The sequence below is a fragment of the Plantibacter auratus genome, assembly GCF_050587365.1.
Lineage (GTDB): Bacteria > Actinomycetota > Actinomycetes > Actinomycetales > Microbacteriaceae > Plantibacter > Plantibacter auratus.
In genome coordinates this window covers 34,221-56,161 of sequence record NZ_JBOBFV010000001.1, presented here as the reverse complement: position 1 = coordinate 56,161, position 21,941 = coordinate 34,221, and the positions used below count along the sequence as shown (strand labels likewise).

General features: G+C 70.4%; 23 protein-coding genes. 10 read left to right on the top strand and 13 right to left on the bottom strand.

Annotation, left to right across the window (positions count from 1 at the left end):
- Positions 1-18 precede the first annotated feature (18 nt).
- From ACQ3HE_RS00265 to ACQ3HE_RS00250, 4 genes are read right to left on the bottom strand one after another with little or no spacing between them, the layout of a single operon-like run.
- Positions 19-1,488 carry an amidohydrolase gene (locus ACQ3HE_RS00265; RefSeq protein ID WP_430890823.1) on the bottom strand — a complete coding sequence of 490 codons (1,470 nt, stop codon included), beginning with the start codon at positions 1,486-1,488 and terminating at the stop codon, positions 19-21.
- Positions 1,485-2,159, bottom strand: coding sequence for an FMN-binding negative transcriptional regulator (locus ACQ3HE_RS00260; protein ID WP_430890821.1), 675 nt, complete (start codon positions 2,157-2,159; stop codon positions 1,485-1,487). The genes ACQ3HE_RS00265 and ACQ3HE_RS00260 overlap by 4 nt, the downstream gene beginning before the upstream one ends.
- Positions 2,156-3,136 carry a hydroxymethylglutaryl-CoA lyase gene (locus ACQ3HE_RS00255; RefSeq protein WP_079706073.1) on the bottom strand — a complete coding sequence of 327 codons (981 nt, stop codon included), beginning with the start codon at positions 3,134-3,136 and terminating at the stop codon, positions 2,156-2,158. Before ACQ3HE_RS00255 ends, ACQ3HE_RS00260 begins: the two co-directional genes overlap by 4 nt.
- On the bottom strand, positions 3,133-4,407 hold the full coding sequence (locus tag ACQ3HE_RS00250) for a hydroxymethylglutaryl-CoA reductase, degradative (RefSeq protein ID WP_430890819.1): 1,275 nt from the start codon (positions 4,405-4,407) through the stop codon (positions 3,133-3,135). The genes ACQ3HE_RS00255 and ACQ3HE_RS00250 overlap by 4 nt, the downstream gene beginning before the upstream one ends.
- A 202-nt stretch (positions 4,408-4,609) precedes the next feature.
- On the opposite strand from ACQ3HE_RS00250, the gene ACQ3HE_RS00245 reads away from it, so the two are divergent.
- Positions 4,610-6,415, top strand: coding sequence for a helix-turn-helix domain-containing protein (locus tag ACQ3HE_RS00245; protein WP_430890817.1), 1,806 nt, complete (start codon positions 4,610-4,612; stop codon positions 6,413-6,415).
- Between the two features lie 42 nt (positions 6,416-6,457).
- Here ACQ3HE_RS00245 and solA read toward each other — a convergent pair whose 3' ends face one another.
- From solA to ACQ3HE_RS00230, 3 genes are all read right to left on the bottom strand, one after another.
- Positions 6,458-7,618, bottom strand: coding sequence for an N-methyl-L-tryptophan oxidase (gene solA, locus ACQ3HE_RS00240; RefSeq protein WP_430890816.1), 1,161 nt, complete (start codon positions 7,616-7,618; stop codon positions 6,458-6,460).
- Between the two features lie 130 nt (positions 7,619-7,748).
- Positions 7,749-9,452, bottom strand: a complete 1,704-nt coding sequence (locus ACQ3HE_RS00235) for an ABC1 kinase family protein (RefSeq protein WP_430890814.1) — start codon at positions 9,450-9,452, stop codon at positions 7,749-7,751.
- 61 nt (positions 9,453-9,513) lie between these two features.
- Complete coding sequence (locus tag ACQ3HE_RS00230) at positions 9,514-10,005, bottom strand: PadR family transcriptional regulator (RefSeq protein ID WP_085514431.1); 492 nt, start codon at positions 10,003-10,005, stop codon at positions 9,514-9,516.
- Between the two features lie 199 nt (positions 10,006-10,204).
- On the opposite strand from ACQ3HE_RS00230, the gene ACQ3HE_RS00225 reads away from it, so the two are divergent.
- Positions 10,205-11,077 (top strand): oxidoreductase, encoded by an 873-nt coding sequence (locus tag ACQ3HE_RS00225; RefSeq protein WP_430890812.1) that lies wholly within the window; start codon positions 10,205-10,207, stop codon positions 11,075-11,077.
- A gap of 21 nt (positions 11,078-11,098) precedes the next feature.
- Here the strand turns inward: ACQ3HE_RS00225 and ACQ3HE_RS00220 are convergent, their stop codons facing one another.
- The gene (locus tag ACQ3HE_RS00220; protein ID WP_056005205.1) at positions 11,099-11,584 is read right to left on the bottom strand and encodes a glutathione peroxidase; all 486 of its coding nucleotides are present in this window, start codon (positions 11,582-11,584) and stop codon (positions 11,099-11,101) included.
- A 185-nt stretch (positions 11,585-11,769) separates the two neighbouring features.
- Here ACQ3HE_RS00220 and ACQ3HE_RS00215 point away from each other — a divergent pair, with 185 nt between their 5' ends.
- The 3 genes from ACQ3HE_RS00215 to ACQ3HE_RS00205 are packed head-to-tail and all read left to right on the top strand — an operon-like array spanning position 11,770 to position 14,173.
- A complete protein-coding gene (locus ACQ3HE_RS00215; protein ID WP_430890811.1) occupies positions 11,770-12,396 on the top strand; it encodes a dihydrofolate reductase family protein in 627 nt (208 codons plus the stop codon).
- Entirely contained in the window at positions 12,393-13,805 is a 1,413-nt protein-coding gene (locus tag ACQ3HE_RS00210; RefSeq protein WP_430890810.1) for a flavin monoamine oxidase family protein, read from the top strand. The genes ACQ3HE_RS00215 and ACQ3HE_RS00210 overlap by 4 nt, the downstream gene beginning before the upstream one ends.
- A 44-nt stretch (positions 13,806-13,849) precedes the next feature.
- Entirely contained in the window at positions 13,850-14,173 is a 324-nt protein-coding gene (locus tag ACQ3HE_RS00205) for a YciI family protein (protein WP_430890809.1), read from the top strand.
- A 121-nt stretch (positions 14,174-14,294) separates the two neighbouring features.
- Here ACQ3HE_RS00205 and ACQ3HE_RS00200 read toward each other — a convergent pair whose 3' ends face one another.
- Together ACQ3HE_RS00200 and ACQ3HE_RS00195 are read right to left on the bottom strand one after the other, a co-directional pair.
- The gene (locus tag ACQ3HE_RS00200) at positions 14,295-14,855 is read right to left on the bottom strand and encodes an NADPH-dependent FMN reductase (RefSeq protein WP_430890808.1); all 561 of its coding nucleotides are present in this window, start codon (positions 14,853-14,855) and stop codon (positions 14,295-14,297) included.
- A gap of 171 nt (positions 14,856-15,026) precedes the next feature.
- A complete protein-coding gene (locus ACQ3HE_RS00195) occupies positions 15,027-15,884 on the bottom strand; it encodes a helix-turn-helix transcriptional regulator (RefSeq protein WP_430890807.1) in 858 nt (285 codons plus the stop codon).
- Positions 15,885-16,058: 174 nt separating this feature from the next.
- Between ACQ3HE_RS00195 and ACQ3HE_RS00190 the strand changes: the two genes are divergently transcribed.
- The gene (locus tag ACQ3HE_RS00190) at positions 16,059-16,979 is read left to right on the top strand and encodes an SDR family oxidoreductase (RefSeq protein ID WP_430890806.1); all 921 of its coding nucleotides are present in this window, start codon (positions 16,059-16,061) and stop codon (positions 16,977-16,979) included.
- Between the two features lie 114 nt (positions 16,980-17,093).
- On the opposite strand, the gene ACQ3HE_RS00185 is transcribed toward ACQ3HE_RS00190, so the two are convergent.
- On the bottom strand, positions 17,094-18,086 hold the full coding sequence (locus tag ACQ3HE_RS00185; protein ID WP_430890805.1) for a helix-turn-helix transcriptional regulator: 993 nt from the start codon (positions 18,084-18,086) through the stop codon (positions 17,094-17,096).
- Between the two features lie 96 nt (positions 18,087-18,182).
- Between ACQ3HE_RS00185 and ACQ3HE_RS00180 the strand changes: the two genes are divergently transcribed.
- On the top strand, positions 18,183-18,566 hold the full coding sequence (locus tag ACQ3HE_RS00180) for a VOC family protein (RefSeq protein WP_430890804.1): 384 nt from the start codon (positions 18,183-18,185) through the stop codon (positions 18,564-18,566).
- Positions 18,567-18,699: 133 nt separating this feature from the next.
- Positions 18,700-19,251: an AAA family ATPase gene (locus ACQ3HE_RS00175; RefSeq protein ID WP_430890803.1), complete on the top strand. Its 552-nt coding sequence runs from the start codon at positions 18,700-18,702 to the stop codon at positions 19,249-19,251.
- A gap of 74 nt (positions 19,252-19,325) precedes the next feature.
- Here the strand turns inward: ACQ3HE_RS00175 and ACQ3HE_RS00170 are convergent, their stop codons facing one another.
- The gene (locus ACQ3HE_RS00170) at positions 19,326-19,949 is read right to left on the bottom strand and encodes a TetR/AcrR family transcriptional regulator (protein ID WP_430890802.1); all 624 of its coding nucleotides are present in this window, start codon (positions 19,947-19,949) and stop codon (positions 19,326-19,328) included.
- Between the two features lie 92 nt (positions 19,950-20,041).
- Between ACQ3HE_RS00170 and ACQ3HE_RS00165 the strand changes: the two genes are divergently transcribed.
- Positions 20,042-21,004 carry a zinc-dependent alcohol dehydrogenase family protein gene (locus ACQ3HE_RS00165; protein ID WP_430890801.1) on the top strand — a complete coding sequence of 321 codons (963 nt, stop codon included), beginning with the start codon at positions 20,042-20,044 and terminating at the stop codon, positions 21,002-21,004.
- Positions 21,005-21,038: 34 nt separating this feature from the next.
- On the opposite strand, the gene ACQ3HE_RS00160 is transcribed toward ACQ3HE_RS00165, so the two are convergent.
- Positions 21,039-21,404: a DoxX family protein gene (locus ACQ3HE_RS00160; RefSeq protein ID WP_430890800.1), complete on the bottom strand. Its 366-nt coding sequence runs from the start codon at positions 21,402-21,404 to the stop codon at positions 21,039-21,041.
- A 119-nt stretch (positions 21,405-21,523) separates the two neighbouring features.
- On the opposite strand from ACQ3HE_RS00160, the gene ACQ3HE_RS00155 reads away from it, so the two are divergent.
- A complete protein-coding gene (locus tag ACQ3HE_RS00155; protein WP_430890799.1) occupies positions 21,524-21,898 on the top strand; it encodes a winged helix-turn-helix transcriptional regulator in 375 nt (124 codons plus the stop codon).
- Positions 21,899-21,941 lie beyond the last annotated feature (43 nt).

The following is a 21,941-nucleotide window of genomic DNA, read 5'->3' as shown; positions in this document are numbered from 1 at the left end:
TCTCGGTATCAGCTGCCATCAGATCGCGCGCCAGGTGAAGCGTCCGCCGAGCAGGGTCGCGGCGACCGGCATCGACCGCAGCCGTTCGGTGTCGGCGTCGAACGGGTCGAGGTCCGTGATGACGAGGTCGGCGGGTTGCCCGACCGTGATCGACGTCCGGACGCTCGCTTCCATCGCCACGTCCAGCGGGAGCCGTTGCTCGGGGTGCCAGGCGTCGCGTCCGTCGCGACTCCGGCTCGTCGCGGAGGCGATCGCCTGCCACGGGTCGAGGGGCGAGACCGGAGCGTCCGAGCCGAGCCGGAGGCCGACGCCTGCGCGGTGCAGGGATCCGAACGCGAAGGCGCGACCCGTGCGGCCTCTCCAGTGGCGGTCGGCGACGTCCCGGTCGTCCATCGCGTGTTCTGGCTGCACGCTCGCGATGAGCCCGAGGCTGGCGAACCGGGCGAAGTCCTGCTCGCGCACGAGCTGGGCGTGCTCGATGACGCCGCGCATCCCGAGCGCTTCGAAGGTGTCGAGGACCTCGGTGTTGGCTCGGTCGCCGATCGCGTGGACGGCAGCCTCGATCCCGGCGCCCCTCGCACGTTCCAGCAGTCGGCGGAGCTCGTCGACCGAGACGCTCTCGACCCCGCAGGCGTGCGCACTCGACGGGTCGACGCCCGGATACGGGTCCCAGCACCAGGCGGTCCTCGTGTTGAGGGAACCGTCGACGACGACCTTGAGTCGCCCCATGGTGAGGAGTCCGGCCGGGTCGATCGCGTCGCCGGTGCGGAGTCCCGCCGCGATGACGGACTCCAGTCGGTCGGGCCACGCCGCGGCTTCGATCCGCAGGCTCGTCGCGCCGCTCGCGATGCGCTCGGACCACTCGCCGAGGTTGTCGGTGTTCTCGAACTCGACGACCCCGACGACACCGCGTCGGGCTGCCGCGTCGGCGGCGTCCCGGTAGGCGTGTGCGGCGAGCCCCGAGTGCTGGTCGATCCGCTGCAGCGCCTCGATCCACGGCGCTTCGGCGACGACACCGCTCGCGTCGAGGTCCAGGCCGAGTCGTTGGGCGGCGCGCGTGTTCATCCAGGCGCAGTGCAGGTCGCCGCTAACGAGGACGACGGGTACGTCCGATTCGGTGGCCTCCAGCGCGGCGAGCGTCGCCGGCTGCGTCCACAGTCCGTCGCGGAACCCGTACCCCATGAGGAACCCGTCGGTGAGGGGTGCACCGGTGTCGACCGCGCGACGGACGGCCACGAGGACGTCGGCCGCGCTGGCGGTGTCGGTCAGATCGATCCGTCGCCGCTGGATCACCCACTGGGTCATGTGGACGTGCGCGTCCCAGAGCCCCGGTCCGATCGTGCGTCCGGCGACGTCCACGACCTCGCCGGACGCCGGGGCCGTCCCGGCCGGTCCGATCCCGGCGATCCGACCGTCGCGGACGAGGATGTCGACGGGCTCGCCGCCGGAGGGCCGTGCGTTCCGGAGCGTGAGGTCGGTCGCGGTCACCGTGCCGGTGTCCCGTCGTGGGTGGTCGGCGCAGCTGTCCCTGCGTCGAGCCCGTGGAGGGCCGCCATGCGGGCGGCGAGGGTCACGTTCTGGTACGGACCCGGCTCCCCGAGCGCCGTGACGACCCGTTCGACGACCTCGGCCGGTTTGTCCTGGCTCATCTTCTCCTTGGCCTCGAACCGGGTCACGCGCAGGCGGAATCCGACCGTCCCATGGACGATGCGTGCCGCGTACTCGCTGTTCGCGATCGTCCCGTTCATGAGGTACGGCTCGGGCAGCACGCGCTCGAAGTGGGCGACGAGGCGGTCGAGCACCTGCAGGTTCTCCTCGTCCGAGAGCAGTTCGGGCACCCCGTACAGGTGCGCGACCGCGAAGTTCCAGGTGGGGACGGCCGGCGACGTGTCGTACCAACTCGGCGACACGTACCCCTGGGGGCCGTAGACGATCACCATGGCCTCGTGCTGACCGAGCTCGTGCAGTCGCTCATCGGGCCGCCCGACGTGGCTGAGGAGCACGATCCCGTCCTCGTCCTCCTCGAGCAGGACCGGATAGTGAGACGAGACGAGCCCACGACCTGGGACGTGACTGACGACCGTCGCCCAGGGGTGTTCGCGCACCAGCGCGCGGACCGCTTCGACGTCGCCCTGGACGTACTCGGTGGTGTGCCTCATCTGCCGCCTCCTGCGGTGCTCGGGGTGTCGACCGCGGACGCTGCGGCCGCCAGGGCCGTCGCCACGTTCGAGGGGGCTGCGACGCCCCGGACGCGCGCCAACCAGGCGGTCGTCGCGGCGAGGGCCCCGAGGTCGAGCCCGGTCTCGATCCCGAGCCCGTGGAGCATCCACACGAGGTCCTCGGTTGCGAGGTTACCGGTGGCGCCCTTCGCGTACGGGCAGCGACCCAGGCCACCCACGGAGGAGTCGAACTCGGCGACGCCCAGCGAGAGCGCCGCGTACACGTTGGCGAGTCCCTGCCCGTAGGTGTCGTGCAGATGCAGCGCGACCGCCTCGACCGGGATCCCGGCGGCGAGCACGTCCCGGACGACCCGGGTCGTGAGCCCGGGCGTCCCGACCCCGATCGTGTCGCTGACGGCGACGGTCGAACACCCGGCGCGGTACAGCCGCACGGCGGCCTCGACGACCGTCGCCGGATCGACCGCCCCCTCCCAGGGGTCCCCGAACGCCATCGACACGTAGCCGCGCACCGGCACGCCCTCCGCGGTCGCGGCGGCGGCGACCTCCTCGGCCCGTTCGACGGCACCCTCGCGCGAGGTGTTGAGATTGGCCCTGGCGAACGACTCCGATGCGCTCACGACGACGGAGACCTCCCGGACACCCGCGTCGATCGCCCGATGCAGGCCGCGCAGGTTCGGCACGAGGCCGACCGCCCGCGCACCCGTCGGCACGTCGAGGCCCGCGACGAGCCGTTCCGCATCCGCGAACTGCGGGATCCAGGTGGCCGGCACGAAACTCGTCACCTCGAGGTCCCGCGACCCCGCCTCGTACAGACGCCGACAGAGCTCCGCCTTCACCGCCGTGGGCAGGATGTCCGTCTCGGCCTGCAGCCCGTCGCGCGGCGCCACCTCGTAGACGCGCACCCGCGTCGGGAGACCGTCGACCGGTTCCATCCGGGGCTGCGGCAGGCCGCTCATGCCGAGGTCGCCCGGAGCTCGTCGAGCACCTCGCGTGCGTACTCGACCCGGATCCGACGGTCAGCGACGATCCTCGCCGCGACCGCCCCGATCTCGTCCACGGTCGCACCGGCGCTCGCCGCGATCGTCCGGGCGTGCAGAGTCATGTGGCCGCGCTGGATGCCCTCGGCGGCGAGCGCCCGACACGCGGCCAGGTTCTGGGCGAGGCCCACGGAGGCGATGACCGCCGCAAGTTCCCGAGCCGTCTCGACGCCGAGGAGGGTCACGCCCGCCTGCGCCGTCGGATGCGCCTTCGTCGCTCCACCGACGAGTCCGACGGCCAGTGGGACCTCGATCGTGCCGACGAGGTTCCCGTCGGCGTCCTGCTCGAACTGCGACAGCGCCGCATAGCGACCAGACCGCGCCGCGTGGGAGTGGCAGCCGGCCTCGACCGCCCGGGTGTCGTTGCCCGTGGCGAGGACGACGGCCGTGATGCCGTTCATGATGCCCTTGTTGTGCGTGGCCGCCCGGTACGGGTCGGCCTCGGCGAACGCGCTCGCGGCGACGATGTCGGCGACGACCTGCGCACCGCCGAGGAGGTCGGCGTCGAACACCGCCCTGGCACGGGTGATGCGCTGGTCGGCTTTGTTCGTGAGGATCCGCAGGAGGGTCCGCGATCCGGCGATCTCGGCGATGCGGGGTGCGATCGCCTCGGCCATCGTGTTCACGGCGTTCGCGCCCATGGCGTCGCGGACGTCGACGTGGAGGTGGACGATGACCTGTGTCCCCACCCGCGTCGGCAGGATCCGCACGTCGATGTCGCGGGCGCCGCCGCCGAAGGAGACGAGGATCGGGTCGAGCTCGTTCGCGAGGGCGAGCAGTTCGTCGCGGGCCTCGAGGACGCGGAGCCGCGCGGCGTGCGGGTCGACGGCGTCGAGGATCTGGATCTGCGCGATCATGACGTCGCCCGACGAAGACGTCCGGAACCCGCCGTGCACGCGCGCGATGCGGGCGGCGTTGGAAGCCGCGGCGACGACGCTCGGCTCCTCGGTCGCCATGGGGACGAGTCGGTCCTCGCCGTCGATGGTGAAGTTCGTCGCGACGCCCACCGGGACGGCGATGACGCCGACGACGTTCTCCACGAGGTGGTCCGCCTGGGCGATCGACAGGCCGGTGTCGGGTCGCAGTGCGTCGAGCGCCTCCGCCGCGATCCCGGCCCCCTCGGCGACGAGGTCGAGCCGCTCGTCCGGCGTGTGGTCGCGCAGCCCCTGGATTCGGCTGTTTCTCGGCATGGGTCGCCCTTCGGTACAGGCAGACACCGGATCCTCGGTGCTGCGGTCAAGACGACCCTAGGAGCGGTGATCGTCGACGACGATGGGTGGATGACTCAGCGGATCGGCGATCGTGTGGGTGGATCCCACACCCCGCTGGACCGGCCGTCGCTTTAGACTCCTGAGGGACCAGTCAGGAGACCCGATGCGAGAGCCTGCCGACGTGCGAACGGCCACCGACCTCGTCGACGCCGAACCCGTCCACGACACCGAGCGGGAGCTGATCCGGCTGCGACGCCGCGAGCACGAGCTCTCAGCCCTGTTCTCGAGCGCCCGCGAACTGGCCGAGCTCCGCGACAGCGACGCCGTGCTCGCCAGACTCGTCCAGCGCGCCCACCAGATGATGGGCGTCGATCTGGCTTACCTGTCCGAGTTCGACCCGGTCACCCACGAGTTGCGGGTCCGCGAGACGAGTGGCTCGGTCAGTCCGTCGTTCCAGACGCTCCGCGTCCCTCCCGGGCGCGGGCTCGCGAGCGTCGTCGTCGAATCGCGCACGGCCCAGTGGGTCGCGGACTACTCCGACTACTCGACCGATCGACACGAGCGCGGCATCGACGACGCGGTCGCAGCGGAGGGGCTCGTCTCCCTGCTCGGCGTGCCGATGCTCACGAGCGACGACGTCCTCGGCGTCCTCTTCGTCGGCAACCGCGACCGGAAGGACTTCTCCCCCGACGAGGTCGCGCTCCTGGCGGCGCTCGCGGACCACGCCTCGGTGATCCTCCAGACCACGCAGACCCTCCGCGACCTGCAGGACTCCGAGGACGCCAGCCGACGGAACCTCGCGGACCTCACCGCCCACCTCGTCGAACGCGATCGGGCGAGCACCGTCCACCAGGAACTCGTCCAGGCGGTCCTCGCCGGGGGCGGATTCGCACCCGTCGCGGACACGCTCGCGACGGCACTCGGCCGTGCGGTCGCCGTGACCGACGCGCAGGACCGGGTGATCGCGGCAGCCGGGCTCCCGCTCTCCCCCGGCATGCTCGACCTCGACGACGTCACACGCGCGGCCATCACCGACAGCCGTCGCTCGGGCCACTGCGTCCTGGTCGCGAGCGGCGGTGTCGGAGCGGTCGCCGCCCTGTCCGCCGGCAGCCAGCACTTCGGTGCCCTCATCCTCGGTGACGGCGACTTCGAGCTCGGCGCCGTGGACCTCCGCACCGTCGAACGCGCGGCGCAGGTCGCGGCACTCCTCGAACTGCAGCAGGAGGCGGCCTCGGGCGCCGACCACCGAGTCCGCAGCGAACTCATCGCCGACCTCCTCGACGACGTGCCCGAACGCCGATCCGACGTCGAACGACGCGCCAGGCGCCTCGGCATCGACCTGCACGAACTCGACTCCCTACTCCTCCTCGCCGTCCCCGGAGACCAGCAGACCACCGCCGCCCGAGCGCTCAGCCGCCGACTCGACGACCATGCGCTCGTCGGCGAGTACCGCGGGTACGTCGTCGCCGCACACGCCTCCGGCCGTCAGCCGCTCGACGCCGACGCCGTCCGCCGACACGTCGCCGGCAGCATCCAGCAACCCGTCGTCGCCGTCGTGCCCCGCACCGCAGCCGACGCCCTCACCTCCGCGTTCACCAGCGCGATGCGCACCGCCAGACTCATCGCCGCACTGGAACTCTCGGACCTCACCGCATCGACCGACGACTTCCTGCCCTATTCCGCGATCTTCGACACCGATGCGCGGGCGCTCGCCGACTTCCTGCGCGACACCATCGGACTCGTCCGGCGCTACGACGCCGAGCGGAACGCCGACCTGCTCGGGACGCTGCGCGCGTTCGTGCGGAACAACGCGAGCCCCACCCGCACGGCGCGCGCCCTGAACTTCCACACGAACACGATCCTGCAGCGGCTCGACCGGCTCGACCAGGTCCTCGGAGCCTCCTGGCGCGAGGACGAGCGCATGTTCCGGCTCGGCATCGCCGTCCGCCTCGACGAGCTCCGCGAGCAGTTGCAGGCCGGACGGTAACCTGCAGCACTCGGACCGGCCCGCTCCACGCCGAGCTCCGGATCAGCTCGCGGAGGTCGGCATCGGTGAAACGCGGTCGGCGCTGCGGGCGTGGGACGGGGCGAAGCTCGCGATGTCGTCGCTCGTCTCCCCGTCGAGCGCGAGTTCCGCGAGGATGCGTCCGAAGGCCGGCGTGAACTTGAAGCCGTGACCGGCGGCGAGGGCGACGATGACGTCCGGGTGCTCCTCGAGCGGGCCGAGGACGAAGCTCCGGTCCGGGGTGAGCGCGTACTGACAGGTCACCGTGCGGAGCTCCGGGCCCGACGCCGGCACGAGGTCCGCCATGAAGCCGGCCAGCTGCCCGGTGAGGTCCGGCGACGGGACGAAGGTGCGCTCCGCCGGCGACATGCGGTTCTCCGAGACGTCGCGTGCGGCCTTCACCGTCGGTTCCCCGAAGGTCGGGAAGCCGTAGTAGCACTCCTCGTCCTCCCAGATCCACACCGGGAACCGCTCGCGATCGAGCTGCTCGGCGTCGGCCGGGCGGAAGTAGGTGACCTGCTCCTGCATGACGTCGAGTGGGATCGCCGCGCCGAGGGGTTCGAGCAGCTCGTTGGCCCAGGCATCGGCGGCCAGGACGACCTTGCCGGCACGCACCGGGCCGCTGGAGGTCTGCACCACGACGCCGGCGCCGTCGGGGGTCAGCGCGTCGACCCGGGTGCGGTCGCGGATGTCCGCCCCGAGTGCTCGAGCACGGAGCTGCAGCGTCGCGACGGTGCGCGCCGCGTGGGCGATGCCGGTGTCGGCGGTGTAGACGGTCTCGACGTTCTCGGGGATCCGGAACAGCGGCCACCGCGCCTGCACCTCGGCCGGCGTCAGCAGTTCGTGCGGCACGCCGCACTCCTCGAGCGCTGCGGTGAAGTCGGTGGCCGAGTAGGGTCCGTCGACCGGCAGGAAGATGACACCGCCGGTGATGGTGAGCAACCGTTCGCCCGACTCCTGCTCGAGGTCAGCCCAGTCGCGGTACGCCGACTGCGCGAGACGCACGTACTGCGGTGCGCCGTACGACGTCCGGACGATCCGCGACGTGTCGTGTGAGGCACCACGGACGTGCCCGAGTTCGAACTGCTCGAAGGCGACGACCTTCGCGCCCCGACGGGCGAGGTGGTAGGCGGCGGCACTGCCGAGGGCCCCCATGCCGACAACCGCGACGTCGAACGATTCCATCCGGTGGTGCTCCCTCGTGCTTGCCCGATCGATTCAGGCAAGTGTGCTGGAGCGCCGGGGACCGGCCTATGGACCGTTGATCCAGGTTTTCGCGTCAGGAGTGTGCCGTGGCGACGGCCCCTCGCCGGGGTCAGCGCCCGCGGCGCCCCGAGAACAGTGCATGGAGGAGTGGCACGACGGAGACCACCATGAAGACGGTGCCGAGCACCGCGTCGTCGGCACGGAGGACGGCACCCGCGACGAGCAGCGCGGCGAACAGCACGGCCGAGACGACCCGGCCCGTCGTGCGGTCGAGCCGCGCGATCCGCTGTTCCAGTCTCGGGTTGGTGGTCGCGACGGTGCCGGCTTCCACCCGCGTGATGACCGCGTCGAGACGCTTCGGCAGGCGGACGGCGACTGTGGCGATGTCGAGTGCCTCGCGACCGAGGTCCTGGACGACGTTGCCGCGTTCGTCACGGAGCAGCTGCGCGGCGTAGGGCTCGACGGAGTCCCAGAGGTTGAACTCGGGGTCGAGGGCGCTGCAGACACCGGAGGTGAGCGAGATCGCGCGGATGATGAGCAGGAAGTTCTCGGGGAGCTGGAACGGCAGCGTGCGGATGACCTCGCTGAACTGGTTGCCGAAGTCGCGGAACTCCTTCGGGTCGACGTCGCGCAGTTCCGCGAACCCCATGCCGCCGAAGCGTCCGAACAGCGCGGTCATGGCCCGCTCGAGCTCGGTCGTGTCGGCCGAGGGCAGGAGGACGCCGAGGTCGCGGATCGCGTCGACGAGGCCCTTGCCGTCGCGCGATGCGGCGGCGATGAGCAGCTTCCGGAGGCCGCGCCTCGTGGTCGGCGGGACCTCACCCATCATCCCGAAGTCGATGAAGGTCAGTTTCCAGGGCCGCTCGCCCGGGGCAGCCTCGACGGGAGTCACGAAGATGTTGCCGGGGTGCGGGTCGGCGTGGAAGAACCCGTTGGTGAAGAGCTGGTCGAACATGACGGCCGCGAACACGGGTGCCACGTCGACGGGATCGATGCCTGCGGCGCTCAGGGCGTCCGCGTCGGTGATCTTGATGGCGGTGACGTCTTCGAGTGTCAGGACGCGCTGGGTCGTGCGCTCCCAGACCACCGCGGGCACGGAGACGCGGTCGTCGCCGGCGAAGTCGGCGGCGAACCGCTCGGAACTCGCGGCCTCATGGAGGTAGTCGATCTCCTCGAGGCTCGTCGCGGCGAACTCCTCGACGAGTGCGGGCATGTCGACGCGGTCGGAGACGAGCCGGACGCGGCGCAACCAGCCGCCCACCTTGCGCAGGGCGGCGAGGTCGACGGTGACGATCTCGTCGATACCCGGCCGCTGGACCTTGAGCACGACGGCGTCGAGCCCGGTGTCGGCGGCGAGCGCCGGAGCGAGCAGGGCGCGGTGCGCCTGGCCCAGGGAGGCCGCTGCGACGGGGCGTTCGTCGATGCCGGCGAAGACCTGCGAGAGCGGGACACGGAGTTCCGACTCGGCGAGCGCGCGGATGCGAGGGAAGGCGACGGGCGGGACTTCGTCCTGCAGGCCTTCGAGCTCCTTCGTGATCTCCGGCGGGAGCACGTCGAGGCGCGACGACATGAACTGGCCGACCTTGATCATGAGGCCGCCGAGGTCGACGGCGAGCACGTGGAACCGTCGTGCGAACTTCTGCATGCGGCGCGTGCGGGTCCGCTCCGTCAGCTTGATGAGCCCGAATCGCGGCAGGACGATCTCGAACCACCAGGCGGCGGCCAGGTGCCAGCTCGCGAAGCGGAGGATGCGACGGTACCGGGCACGCCCGTGAGCGGGCGGACCGGCAGGAACGCCGGCCCGCCCGCTCATGGGGAGCTCGCCGAAACGGGACGCCGAGTCGCTGGGCGTCCCGCCGGTCGACGACACTCGGTCAGTCCTGGGCGAGGATCGCGTAGAGGCGCTTGCGAGCGTCGTCGAGGATGGTGACGGCCTGCTGGACCTGCTCGGGCGTTCCGGTGCGGCCGACCTGGGCTGCGGCCTGGGCCAGCTCGACGCCGGCCTTCGGCAGGGCGGTGAAGCCGGGGTGCTCGGACGACTCGGCGTTCTGCCACGGAGCAGATGCGCCGGACTCGGCGACCTCGTCGCGACCGGCCTCGGTCAGTGCGTAGGTCTTGCGTCCGCCCGACTCCTCGGCCGTGATGATGCCCTCGTCGGACAGGAGCTGCAGCGTCGGGTAGACCGAGCCTGCGCTGGGCTTCCAGGAGCCGCCGCTGCGCTCTTCGATCTCGCGGATGATCTGGTAGCCGTGCATCGGCTGCTCGGCCAGGAGGGCCAGCACGGCTGAGCGGACGTCGCCGCGGCCGACGCGCGAGCCGGCGCTCTTCTCGAACTTCGAACGCAGCTGCTCCATCATCTGCCACATGCCGTCGGTCCCGAAGCCGGCTCCGTTGCCGAAGCCTCCGCCGTTACCGAACCCTGCGCCACCGAATCCTGCGCCACCGCTTGGGAATCCACCCATGATTGCTCTCCTTCGTAGTCCGTGAACGATGCTCAACGATATATCGGTGAAGCTGTGAACGATATGTGTAATCGGAGGATCGTGATGGCGTAACGTCGCCCTCATGAGCCCCTGGACCGCAGCAGACATCCCCGATCAGCACGGCCGCGTCGCGATCGTGACCGGCGCGAACAGCGGGATCGGCGCGGTCACGGCCCGCGAGCTCGCCGCCCACGGTGCCGCCGTGATCCTCGCCTGCCGCGACACGGAGAAGGGCGCGCGGGCTGCGGCGGCGATGACCGGCGACGTCGAGGTGCGGCAGCTGGATCTCGCCGACCTGGCGTCCGTCCGTCGATTCGCCGACGGCGTCGAGCGGGTCGACGTGCTGGTGAACAACGCCGGCGTCATGGCGGTTCCCGAACGACGGACGGCCGACGGCTTCGAGATGCAGATCGGCACGAACTTCCTCGGGCCCTTCGCCCTCACCGGCCTCCTGATCGACCGCATCACCACGCGGGTCGTGACGCTGTCGAGTGCTGCGCACCGCGCCGGCAAGATCGACCTGGTCGATCTCAACTGGCGCAACCGCACGTATCGGCGCTGGTCCGCCTACGGCCAGTCGAAGCTCGCCGACCTCATGTTCTCGGCCGAACTGCAGCGACGCCTCACGGCGGAGGGTTCCTCGGTGCTGTCCGTGGCCGCACACCCCGGCTTCGCGTCGACCGAACTCCAGTCCCACACCGAGTCCGCGCAGGGTCCGCTCCTCGCCTGGGGAACCCGGCTTCTCGGCCAGAGCGCGGAGATGGGTGCGCTTCCGACGCTCTACGCGGCGACGTCGCCCGATGTCGAGCCCGGCGGCTACTACGGTCCGAGCGGCTTCGGCGAGATGCGCGGCGGCCCGAAGCCCGTCGGCCGAACCTCGGCGGCCCGCGACGAGCACGTCGCCGCCGAGCTCTGGACGACGGCCGAAGCGCTCACCGGAGTCACCTACCGGTGAGCGCGCTCGACCGTCCCGGCGTCACGCGGGAAGGCTCTCCTCGATCGCGGCGATGACCTCGGGGGCGTCCGGCTCGGTCGTCGGACGGAAGCGGTGCACGGTGCCGTCGGGCGCGATGAGGAACTTCTCGAAGTTCCACTTGACGTTGCCGGCCTTGCCGTTCGCGTCGGCGGTCTTCACGAGCTCCTGGTAGAGCGGGTGCCGGTTGCGGCCGTTGACCTTCACCTTGTCCATCATCGGGAACGTGACGCCCCAGGTGGCTGAGCAGTACTCGGCGATCTTCTCGTTGTCGCCGAGCTCCTGCAGGAACTGGTTGCTCGGGAACCCGATCACCGTGAAGCCGCGGTCGGCGTACTCCTTCTGGAGCGCCTCGAGCTTCTCGTACTGCGGCGCGAGGCCGCAGCGGCTCGCGACGTTGACCACGAGTTTGGCCTTCCCGTCCCACTCCGCGAGGGTGGTGTCCCGGCCGTCGAGGGTGGTGACGGGGATGGTGTCCAGATCGGTCATGGTGTGATGCCTCTCATCTGTCGAACGACGTCCTGCTCGAGCACCGTTGTGCGCAAGCGGATCCACTCCGAACGCTACTCGCCCTGGACACGGCCGGCGCCCTTTCGGCAGGGCGTTCCCAGCCGACAGCCGTTGACACCGCCTGCCCGCCGGTGGATCGTGAGTGCAGCAGATCGGAGCAGGACATGGGACGCATCCACATCGACCTCTTCATGACCCTCGACGGCGTCGCTCAGGCGCCCGGTGGGCCGGAGGAGGACCCCAGTGACGGGTTCGCGTTCGGTGGCTGGCAGGCGCCGCTCATCGACGAGGTCGACGGTGAGCAGATCGATGCCGGCATGGTGGGCATGGACGCCCTCCTGCTCGGGCGCCGGACCTACGACATCTTCGCCGGATACTGGCCGCACCAGGAGGGTGGCCAGGACGACGGCATCGCCAGGCTCTTCAACCGACTGCCGAAGTACGTCGCGTCACGCGAGCCGAGGGAGCTGGGGTGGGCGAACTCGACGCAACTCGGATCGGACCTCCCGGAGGCCGTTCGATCACTGCGCGAGCGTCACTCGCAGATCCACGTCATCGGCAGCCTCGACCTCGTGCAGACCCTGCTCGCCGACGCACTCTTCGATCAGCTGAACCTCTGGGTGTACCCGATCACGCTCGGCACCGGGAAGCGCGTCTTCGCCACCGGCACCGTGCCGTCCTCGCTGCGCCTGCTCGGCCCGGCGACCACCTCCCCCGCAGGGACCGTCCACCTTCGCTACGAACGGGTCGACGGCACACCGGCCACCGGCGACATGGGCGACCCGCGATGAGCGCGTCGGACGAGGCGTCGGCGCAGACGCCCGAAGCCGACACCCGCCTCGACACGGTCGTCGTCGGTGCCGGCGTCGCCGGGCTCGTCGCCGCACGACTCCTCGCGGCCGCCGGACGAACAGTGGTCGTCGTCGAGGCCCGTGACCGGGTCGGCGGGCGGGTGTCGACCGAGCGTCGCGACGGTCAGGTGACCGATCTCGGCGCATCGTGGGTGCACGGGGTGAACGACAGTGCGGTCGCCGCGGCGGCCGACGCGTTCGGGATGCGGACGGTCGAGTTCACCGTCGGCGGCTACCAGCCGGACAGCCGGCCGATCGCGTACTACGGTCCCGACGGCGAGCGCCTGTCGGACGCCGAGGCTCGCGGCTTCGCCGAGGAAGTCCATGCCCTCGACGCGACGCTGCTCAGTGTCGTCGCCGAGTCCGCGCCGGACGCGTCCTACCGCGACGTGACCGAAGCGGCGCTCGCGCTGCAGGGCTGGGACGCCGAGCGGGTGCAGCGGGTCCGCGAGTACCTGGAGCATCGTTCGGAGGAGCAGTACGGCGCGTGGATCGAGGATCTCGCGGCCCACGGGCTCGACGACGATGCGATCGACGGTGACGAGGTCGTGTTCCCCGACGGGTACGACGTGCTCCCCCGGCGATTGGCCGAGGGGCTCGATGTGCGCCTGGAGCACGTGGTGACGAATGTGCGGTGGTCAGCGGACGGCGTCGAGGTCACCGCGCAGGGACCGATGGGCGAAGTGGTGCTGCACGCGGGCTCGGTGGTGGTGACGGTGCCGGTCGGGGTGCTGCAGTCGGAGGAGTTCACGATCGATCCCCCGCTGCCGGAGCCGGTCGCCGGCGCGCTCTCGCGGTTGCGGATGAACGCGTTCGAGAAGGTCTTCCTCCGGTTCGAGCGGCGATTCTGGGACGACGACGTCTACGCCATCCGGCAGCAGGGACCGGAGAGTCGACGATGGCACTCCTGGTACGACCTCACGACGGCGCACGGATCACCGACGCTGCTCACGTTCGCCGCCGGCCCGACGGCCGTGGAGATCCGGGACTGGGACGAGTCGCGCGTCGTCGAGTCGAACCTGGAGCAACTGCGTCGCCTGTACGGCGACCGCGTCGAGGAGCCGACGGAGGTGCACGTCACGCGCTGGCAGGACGACCCGTTCTCCCGCGGGTCCTACGCCTACATGACCGTCGGCTCGACAACGGGCGACCACGACGCCCTCGCGACCCCGGTCGGCGGCGTCGTGCACCTCGCAGGCGAGGCCACCTGGACCGACGACCCCGCGACGGTGACGGCGGCATTCCACTCCGGCCATCGCGCGGCGGAGCGCGTCCTCGGTCAGTCGATCCCGATCGAGACCCTCTGGCGCGACGAGAGCGCAGTACCGGTCGTCAACCCGGTCCGATAACGACCACGAGTGCGCTCTCGCGAGCGTCGAAGGAGAGGAAACGTATGCGATTCATGATGTTCGTCCTCACGGACCCCGTGCCCGACGAGCCCACAGACGACTCCGACGTCGACCACTGGGTCCAGGAGCTGGACACGACCGGGCGGCGACTCCTCGGTGACGTGCTCGATCCGAGCGAGGCGCGCGGCGTCCGCGTCCGCGCCGGCGAGCGCCTCGTCACCAACGGCCCGATCCCGGGCGCGACCGACACGCTCTGGGGCTTCGACATCCTCGAGTGCGCCGACCTCGACGAGGCGATCGACATCGCGGCCCGCCACCCGATGGCCCGCAACGGTCGCCTGGAGCTGCGCCCGTTCCCGAGCGCGTAGAAAGCCGATGGGCTGAGCGGATACCCGCGCACCGACCACCAGTCTCAGGAGCCCGCCAGCGCTGACCCATCGACCTCGGGCCGATGAGGGAGGCGGAAGCGCCGAGCGTTCGGTCCTTCGATCAGGCGCGGAGCGGCTTCAGTGCGCCTGCCCACGCTTCGAGTTGGTCGAACAGCACCCCGGCGGCTTCGGTGTGCTGCGGTCCGGGCGTGAAGGTGCTGAAGTCCTCGAAGTCGGTGAAGAGCGAGAAACTCAGCTGCTGCCGCACATCCGCGATCTGCAGTTCGGCGCTGATACCGCGAAGGTGTTCGATCGCGCGGGCACCGCCGAGGCTGCCCCATGCCACGAATCCGGCGGCCTTGTTGTTCCACTCGGCGTAGAGGTAGTCGATGGCGTTCTTCAAGACAGCGGACGTGGAGTGGTTGTACTCGGGCGTGACGAAGACGAACCCGTCGTAGGGCGCGATCGTCGCCGCCCAGGCCTTCGTGTGCTCGTTCTCGTAAGCCCCGAACGACGGCGGCGTCGGCTCGTCGAGGAGCGGCAGCGGGTGGTCGAGCAGGTCGATGAGCTCGTAGCTCGCGCTCCGACCGGCGGCCTGCTCGACGACCCAGTCGGCGACGGCCTTGCCGTTGCGGCCGGGGCGGGTGCTGCCGAGGATGATGGCGATTCGGAGGTCTGACATGGGGTGTTCTCCTTCGATGTGCGTGCCCATCCCGCGAGCCACGGGACGTAGTGGTGCCTGGCTCGCACTGTAGCCCGGCACGGCCGCCGATGTCCTCGACGGGACAGGGGTTGCCTTCAGTCCGGAAGGCGTGCTCGGACCGAGCAGCATCACTCCCTGTCCGCCTGTGGTTCAGGAGCCCGCCGGCCGCCCTGGCAGGGGCTGGGCACCGATGACGGCGAGGAGTCGCAGTTTCTCGGAGCTCTCGCTCCCGGGCTCAGCGGTGTAGACGAGCAGGCGGTGGGACTGATCGGGGTCCAGCAGCGTCTGGCAGTGCAGCTCCAGTTCGCCGACCTCGGGGTGGAGGAACCGCTTGACCTCCGTCGGCCGGAGACCGACCTCCTGCGCGGCCCACAACTCGCGGAACTCCTCGCTCCGTTCAAGCAGTGCGTTCGCGAGTCGTTCCGCTCGCGATCCGGGACCGCGCATCGTGACGACCTCCCGCAGCCCGGCGGCGTACACGCGCGAGAGCAACAGGCGATCGGCGGGCGGATAGGCCGCGCTCGCGGTCGGGTCGGTGAACCACCGGTAGCCCAGGCTCCGGTCGTCGCCGGTGAATCGGGAAGCGTCGCCGTTGAGTGCGACGGCCATCGGGGTCTGGCGAAGCGTCTCGCCGAGTTCGTTGATGATCTCGGCGGGGGTGTCCTGCAAGCGGTCGAGGATCCGCAACAGACCGGGGCCGACATGGTCGCCGTGCGCTCCCCGCGCGGGAGGAGTGCGGCCGGCCAGTCGGAAGACGTGGTCCCGTTCGTCCAGGGAGAGGTGCAGGCCCTGCGCGATCGCGGCGATCATCTGTTCGGACGGTTGCGGCCCCACCCCGCGCTCCAGACGGGCGTAGTAGTCGGTCGACATGTTGCAGAGCGCCGCGACCTCCTCCCGCCGGAGGCCGTCCGTCCGTCGCCGCGGACCGCGCGGCAGCCCGACGTCCTCAGGCTGGAGGAGGTGGCGACGATGACTGAGGAAGGTCGCCAGACCCGGTCGATCGATCATGTCGTCTCTCCTCGCCGTGCGGCGGTCCGTGGACCTCCTTTCTATCGTGCGGGAGCGGCGCCAGCCACGGATCGCCGATCAGTGGATGAGCCGGTCCTGGACCGGCCGAGGCCGGCCGTCGAGAGTGGTTCCCACACGCCGGACCACGGCGACACCCACGACGAAGGACCACCCATGCCTCGGACACCCACGTTCACCATCCCCGACCTGACCGGGTCGTTCGCCGTCGTCACCGGCGCGAGCGACGGCATCGGTCGGGTCATCGCAACCGACCTCGCCCGGGCGGGTGCCGAGGTCGTCCTGCCCGTGCGCTCGACCACGAAGGGCGGGCACGTCGCCGACGGCATCCGTGCCGCGGTTCCGGGCGCGAGGGTGTCGGTCCGCAGTCTGAACCTCGCCTCCTTGGAGTCTGTCGCCGCACTCGTCGACCAGCTCTCGGCGGAGGGTCGCCCGATCGACCTGCTCGTCAACAACGCGGGCGTCATGACGCCACCGGAGCGGCAGGAGACGCGGGACGGCTTCGAGCTGCAGTTCGGCGTCAACCACCTCGGCCACTTCGCGCTGACCCTCGGTCTGCTGCCGCTGCTCAAGGCCGGTGGCGCGCGCGTCACGCACCAGACGAGCATCGCCGCCCGGAGCGGCTCGATCAACTGGGACGACCTCGACTGGAAGAGCAGCTACGACGGGATGCGGGCCTATCAGCAGTCCAAGATCGCCGTGGCATTGTTCGCCCGCGAACTCGATGCTCGGAGCCGAGCCGGCGGCTGGGGTGTCTCCAGCAACCTTTCGCACCCCGGCGTCTCCCCCACCAACCTGTTGGCCGCCCAACCGGGCATGGGTCGGCAGCGGGACACCGGAGCCCGTCGCGTGGTCCGCTTGCTCTCACGCCTCGGCGTCGCAGGCACGGTGTCGAGCGCCGCTCAGCCCGCGCTCATGGCCGCAACGGCTTCGACCGCGCGAGGCGACGAGTTCTACGGCCCGGTCAGGACCATCGGTGGCCGACCCGCGCTCCTCCCGACCCTGTGGCCGCCGATGCGGAACCTGGACGACGCCCGTCGGCTCTGGGACGAATCCGAGCGGCTCATCGGACGGTGACGCGCACGACCGTCGACCGGTCGATGGTCCGAGGATGCCTGCCGGAACTCGTGACGATGGCCGCCACCACCGCCCACCGGCGGCCGGCACCGAGGTGATCCGGAGGCTCGCGCCCTACTCAGGGATGGACGGCGCCCCGTCCGCGCCGCGCGCGATGCGGAGCATCCGCGTCGCTGTCGCGTGGAGGAGTGCTCTGAGGTCTTCAGGCTCGTCGACGATCACCGCGTGATCCCCCAGCCCGGCGATCGCCGCTGGAAGCCAGTCGAGGCGTTTGGCTCGGATCGACACCCGATGCCAGCCAGGTGCGTCCTCGATCGACTCCACGACGGCCACGCTCTCCGGGAAGCGGGCCCGGATCTGCGGGACGCTCGCCTGGATGCGCAACCGGACGCGCCATCGGTAGTCCGCCCCTGCGAAGCGATCGACGAGTCGAGGGCGCTCGGCTCGAGCAACCGGGTCTGGGAAGACGCCGGGCAGTGTCCGCGCCGATCGGATGCGGTCGACCCGGAAGGTGCGCTCCTCCGCTCGCTCGACGTCGAACGCGTCCAGGTACCAACGACCGGCATGGACGAGCAGGTCGAACGGATGCACCGTGCGACGCGATGGCGTGTCCTCCGCGTCGCGGTAGCGCAGCTCCACGGGGCGTCTCGCTCGGAGCGCATCCGACACGGTGAGCAGGACTCCCGCGTCGGGCACGTCGTGACGCGACGGTCTCCGTGCTGTGGCCTGCAGGACCGCCTCGAGGCGTTCCACGGATGCGGCCGGGAGGGAGCGTCGGATCTTCGCGAGGGCGATCTGCGCTGCGAGGTCCGGGGAATCCGAGGACGATTGAGCTTCACTCAAGCCGAGGAAGACGGCGACCGCTTCCTCGTCAGTGAGCATGATCGGCGACACCCGTCGGCCGACGGCGAGGCGGTACCCGCCGTAGCGGCCGCGCACCGATTCGATCGGGACATCCATGTCCACGAGACGCTGCACGGAGCGGCGCACGGTCCGTTCATCCACGCCCAACCGTTCGGCGAGCTCTGGCACGCTGCGGATCTCCGCCGACTGCAGCAACTCGAGCAGCTGCAGCGCTCGAGCAGTCGGCGAGCCGGCGTTTCCCATCTCCTGAGAATACCGGGCGAAATCTGTCCGGCATTGGCTCTATCGTCGTCACCGCCACCGCACCCGCGGGAAACACCACCAGCCAAGGAGACACGCATGCAACTCGCAGCCACCCGGATCATCACTGACGACGTCGACACCCTGGTCGAGTTCTACGAGCGGGTCACCGGTGCGACCGCGACACGATTGCACCCACTGTTCGCCGAGGTGCGCACCGACACCGGCACGCTCGCCATCGCCAGTTCAGCGACCATCCCACTGTTGGGCGAGGACGCCGCCGCACCGCGTGCCAACCGATCCGTCATCCTCGATCTGCTCGTCGAAGACGTCGACGCGGTCTACACGACGCTGCAGGGCGTCGTGAAGACGTTCGTGAACGAGCCGACGGACATGCCGTGGGGCAACCGGTCGCTGCTGTTCCGCGACCCCGACGGCAACCTCGTCAACGTCTTCACCCCGATCACCGTTGACGCAGGGTGAACGCGCCGACTCGTGACGTGCGCCCACGGCCTACGCCGGGATGACACGCTCGCCGGCTGTGGGAGGAGTCCGAGCAGCTCATCAGCTGACGCGGCCGGAGCCGGCGAGCGGAACACGGTCTATCCTCGGTCCCGTGAAGATCGTCGTGTCGGGCACCCACGCCAGCGGGAAGAGCACGCTCATCGCGGGCTTCGCGCTCCGCCACCCGGAGTTCACGGTCCTCGGGGAGCTGTTCGACCTCGTGGAGGACGCCGGGGACGTCCCGAGCAGCGCCTTGTTCGCCGCCCAGCTACGCCTCTCGGCGGACCGACTGCTGGACGAGTCGGATGACGGACACGTCATCGCGGAACGCGGGCCACTCGACTTCCTCGCCTATCTCGTCGCGAGAGCGGAACTCGCCGACGCCGACCTCGACGTCGCCTTCCTCGAGCAGGCGAACACGCGCACCGCCGCGGCGCTCCAGACGGTGGATGTGCTGGTGGTCCTGCCGTTGACGCCGAACGACGGGATCCACGTCGGCGCGGACGAAGATCTGGAGCTGCGGACGGCCATGAACGCCGTCCTGCTCGATCTCGTCGACGACCCCGATTTCATCGGCGACCACGTCACGGTCGCCGAGATCACCGGCGATCCGTCAGACCGGTTGGCCGCCCTGGAGGCTCTGGTCGCGTCGCAGCAGCGCTGACCTACCGCCGGACACGCCCACGACTCGGTGCCGGGAAGTCGTCATCCGGGTCACCGCGGACACGGGGACACGGCCTACGCCGGGATGACGCTCGGGATGAGTCGCGGCGCTGGAGGCAGCGGTCCGTGCCGGTCGGACGCCCGCAGTCCGTCGATCACGAGTGCGGCGTAGCGTCGCGCGGCTCGGACGCGCTCCGTCTCCGTCGTACTCGAGAGTCCGCGAGCAGCGAGCAGGACCACGAGGAAGTCGTCGAGGACGAAGTCCGCGCGCAGCGCGCCGGCGTCGATGGCACGACGAGCGACGGCGGTGATCGCGCGCACGGCCTGTTCGCGCTGGGTCCGGAAGTCGACGGCGTCGGGGTAGGCGGCGAGGAACGCGTCCGTGAACCCCTGGTTGCGGGCGTTGAGGACCAGGACCTCCTCGATGATGCTGCGGAAGGCACGCCAGGGGTCGACGTCCGCGAGGGCGTCGACCACGATCGAGCGGCAGGCGCCGAGCTCGTCCACGAAGGCGGCTCTGACGAGATCGGCTTTGGTCGGGAACCGTCGGTAGAGGGTGGCCGGCCCGACACCGGCTCGGCGAGCGATCTCTCGCATCGTCACGTGGAGGCCGTCCGTCCCGAACAGTTCGCGGGCTGCCGCGAGGACGCGGTCGCGGTTCTCCTGCGCGTCGGAACGCAGGTTCTGAGGCAGTGTCACGGACATGTGTCTCACATTACTCAAGTGGACGGGTGCGTCCGTTACGTTTCGGGAGGCGGGTCAGATCCCCCGCCGCGAAACGGAGTGCACCCATGCGCGCAGTGATCATCCGGACCTTCGGCGACCCGAGTGGAATGGAGGTGACGGACCTTCCCGTCCCCACGCCCGGGGTCGGTGAGGTCCTCGTTCGAACAGAGGCCGCCGGCGTCGGCGGGGTCGACGTCGTGATCCGCCGGGGAGGGATCGCCCAAGCCGCTCGCGACTCGGGGATGATCCCGGGGAGTGAAGCCGCTGGCGTCATCACCGCGACCGGGCCGGACGTCGATCCCGCGTGGGTCGGTCGACGGGTCTGGGCGTTCACGGGGACCTCGGGTGCGTACGCCGAGTACGTGACCGCGCGAGCAGAAGAGATCGTCGAGCTACCCTCCGACCTGACTTCCGTCCAGGCGGTGACGCTGGGCAGCGCGTTCCCGGTCGCGCACTTCGCGCTCGAACGCGCTCGCCTGGCCGAGGGCGAATCCGTCCTCGTGCGCGGGGCCGCCGGGAGTATCGGCCTGGCCGGCGTCGAGCTGGCCGCTCGTGCCGGCGCCGGCGTCATCGCCGTCACCACCTCGTCCTCCGAACGCGGGGAACGTCTGCGGGCGTTCGGTGCAACCCACGTGCTCGACCGCTCCGGCACAGGCGATACGGACGCCCCGGCGGAGTTCGACGTCATCCTCGACATCGTCGGCGGTCCCGATCTCCCCCGGTTCATCGAGCGGCTCTCGCCGAACGGCCGCCTGATCGCCGTGGGCGTGGTGGGCGGGTTCCCGCCCGCCGACTTCGGCCAGGCGCTGCTGGCCGGCTTCCGCCGATCGATCACCTTCGGAACCCTGAGCCTCGACACCGTGCCGCGCGAGGAACTCGCGCGGGTGCGAGCCGAAGTGTTCGATGACGCCGTCCGAGGAGCGCTGTCGCCTGTGGTCCACGACACCCTGCCGCTGAGCGACGCAGCCGAGGCGCACCGTCTCATGGACGCCGGGGACGTGTTCGGGCGCATCGTGCTCGTCCCCTGAGTCGGCAGACGAGGCAGGCACCGATCCGCCACCGCTACAGCCAGATCGTCGCCAGCCAGACCTCGACGGCGGCGAGCACCAGCAGGGCGACGTTCAACCCGAGGACCCGGATCTCGCCGCGACGCACGTGCAGGGTGATACCACCGATCTGCACGAGGACGAGGCCGACCGCGGCCGCGACGGTCAGCCAGGTGAGGACGTCCACGAGTGGTGGCAGGATCAGGCCGATCACGCCCAGCACCTCGAGCAGCCCGATCACTCGAACCACTGAGAGCGGCATGCCGTCGACCCACGCCATCATCGGGCGGAGCTGCTCTGCAGAGCGGACGAGCTTCACGCCGCCCGAGTACAGGTACAGGACCGCGAGCAGCCCTGCGACGATCCAATAGGCGATGACCATGTGCAACCTCCGAGTGCGTGTGTGCGTTGATGGTTACGATGGGTAACCAACGCAAGTGTGGACCGGATCGGACCGGCGTACAAAAGGCACACGCGTGTGACCGAGCCGCGAGGGGTGCCATGTTCCGCTACCAGAGGCTGTGTTCCGTCCGGGGCGACCAGGGCAAGGCCATCCGCTCACTGCTCGACCGCATCGCCGACAAGTGGGCGCTCCTCCTCATCGCGACGCTCCATGACGGCCCGTTCCGGTTCACCGAGCTCGAGCAGCGCATCCCGGGCATCTCCCGACGCATGCTCACCCTCACCCTCAGGAACCTGGAGCGCGACGGGCTCGTCACCCGCACCACCTTCGCCGAAGTGCCACCACGGGTCGAGTACGAGCTGACAGACCTCGCGCAGTCGCTCATCCCCCACGCGGTGGCGCTCGCCGAGTGGGCCGGCGAGCACGTCCCAGTGATCGAAGCGAGCCGAACGGCATACGACGAGCGGTCCTGATGAGCTGCCCGCGCTGCGGGCCAACGAAAAAAGTCCCGGAAAC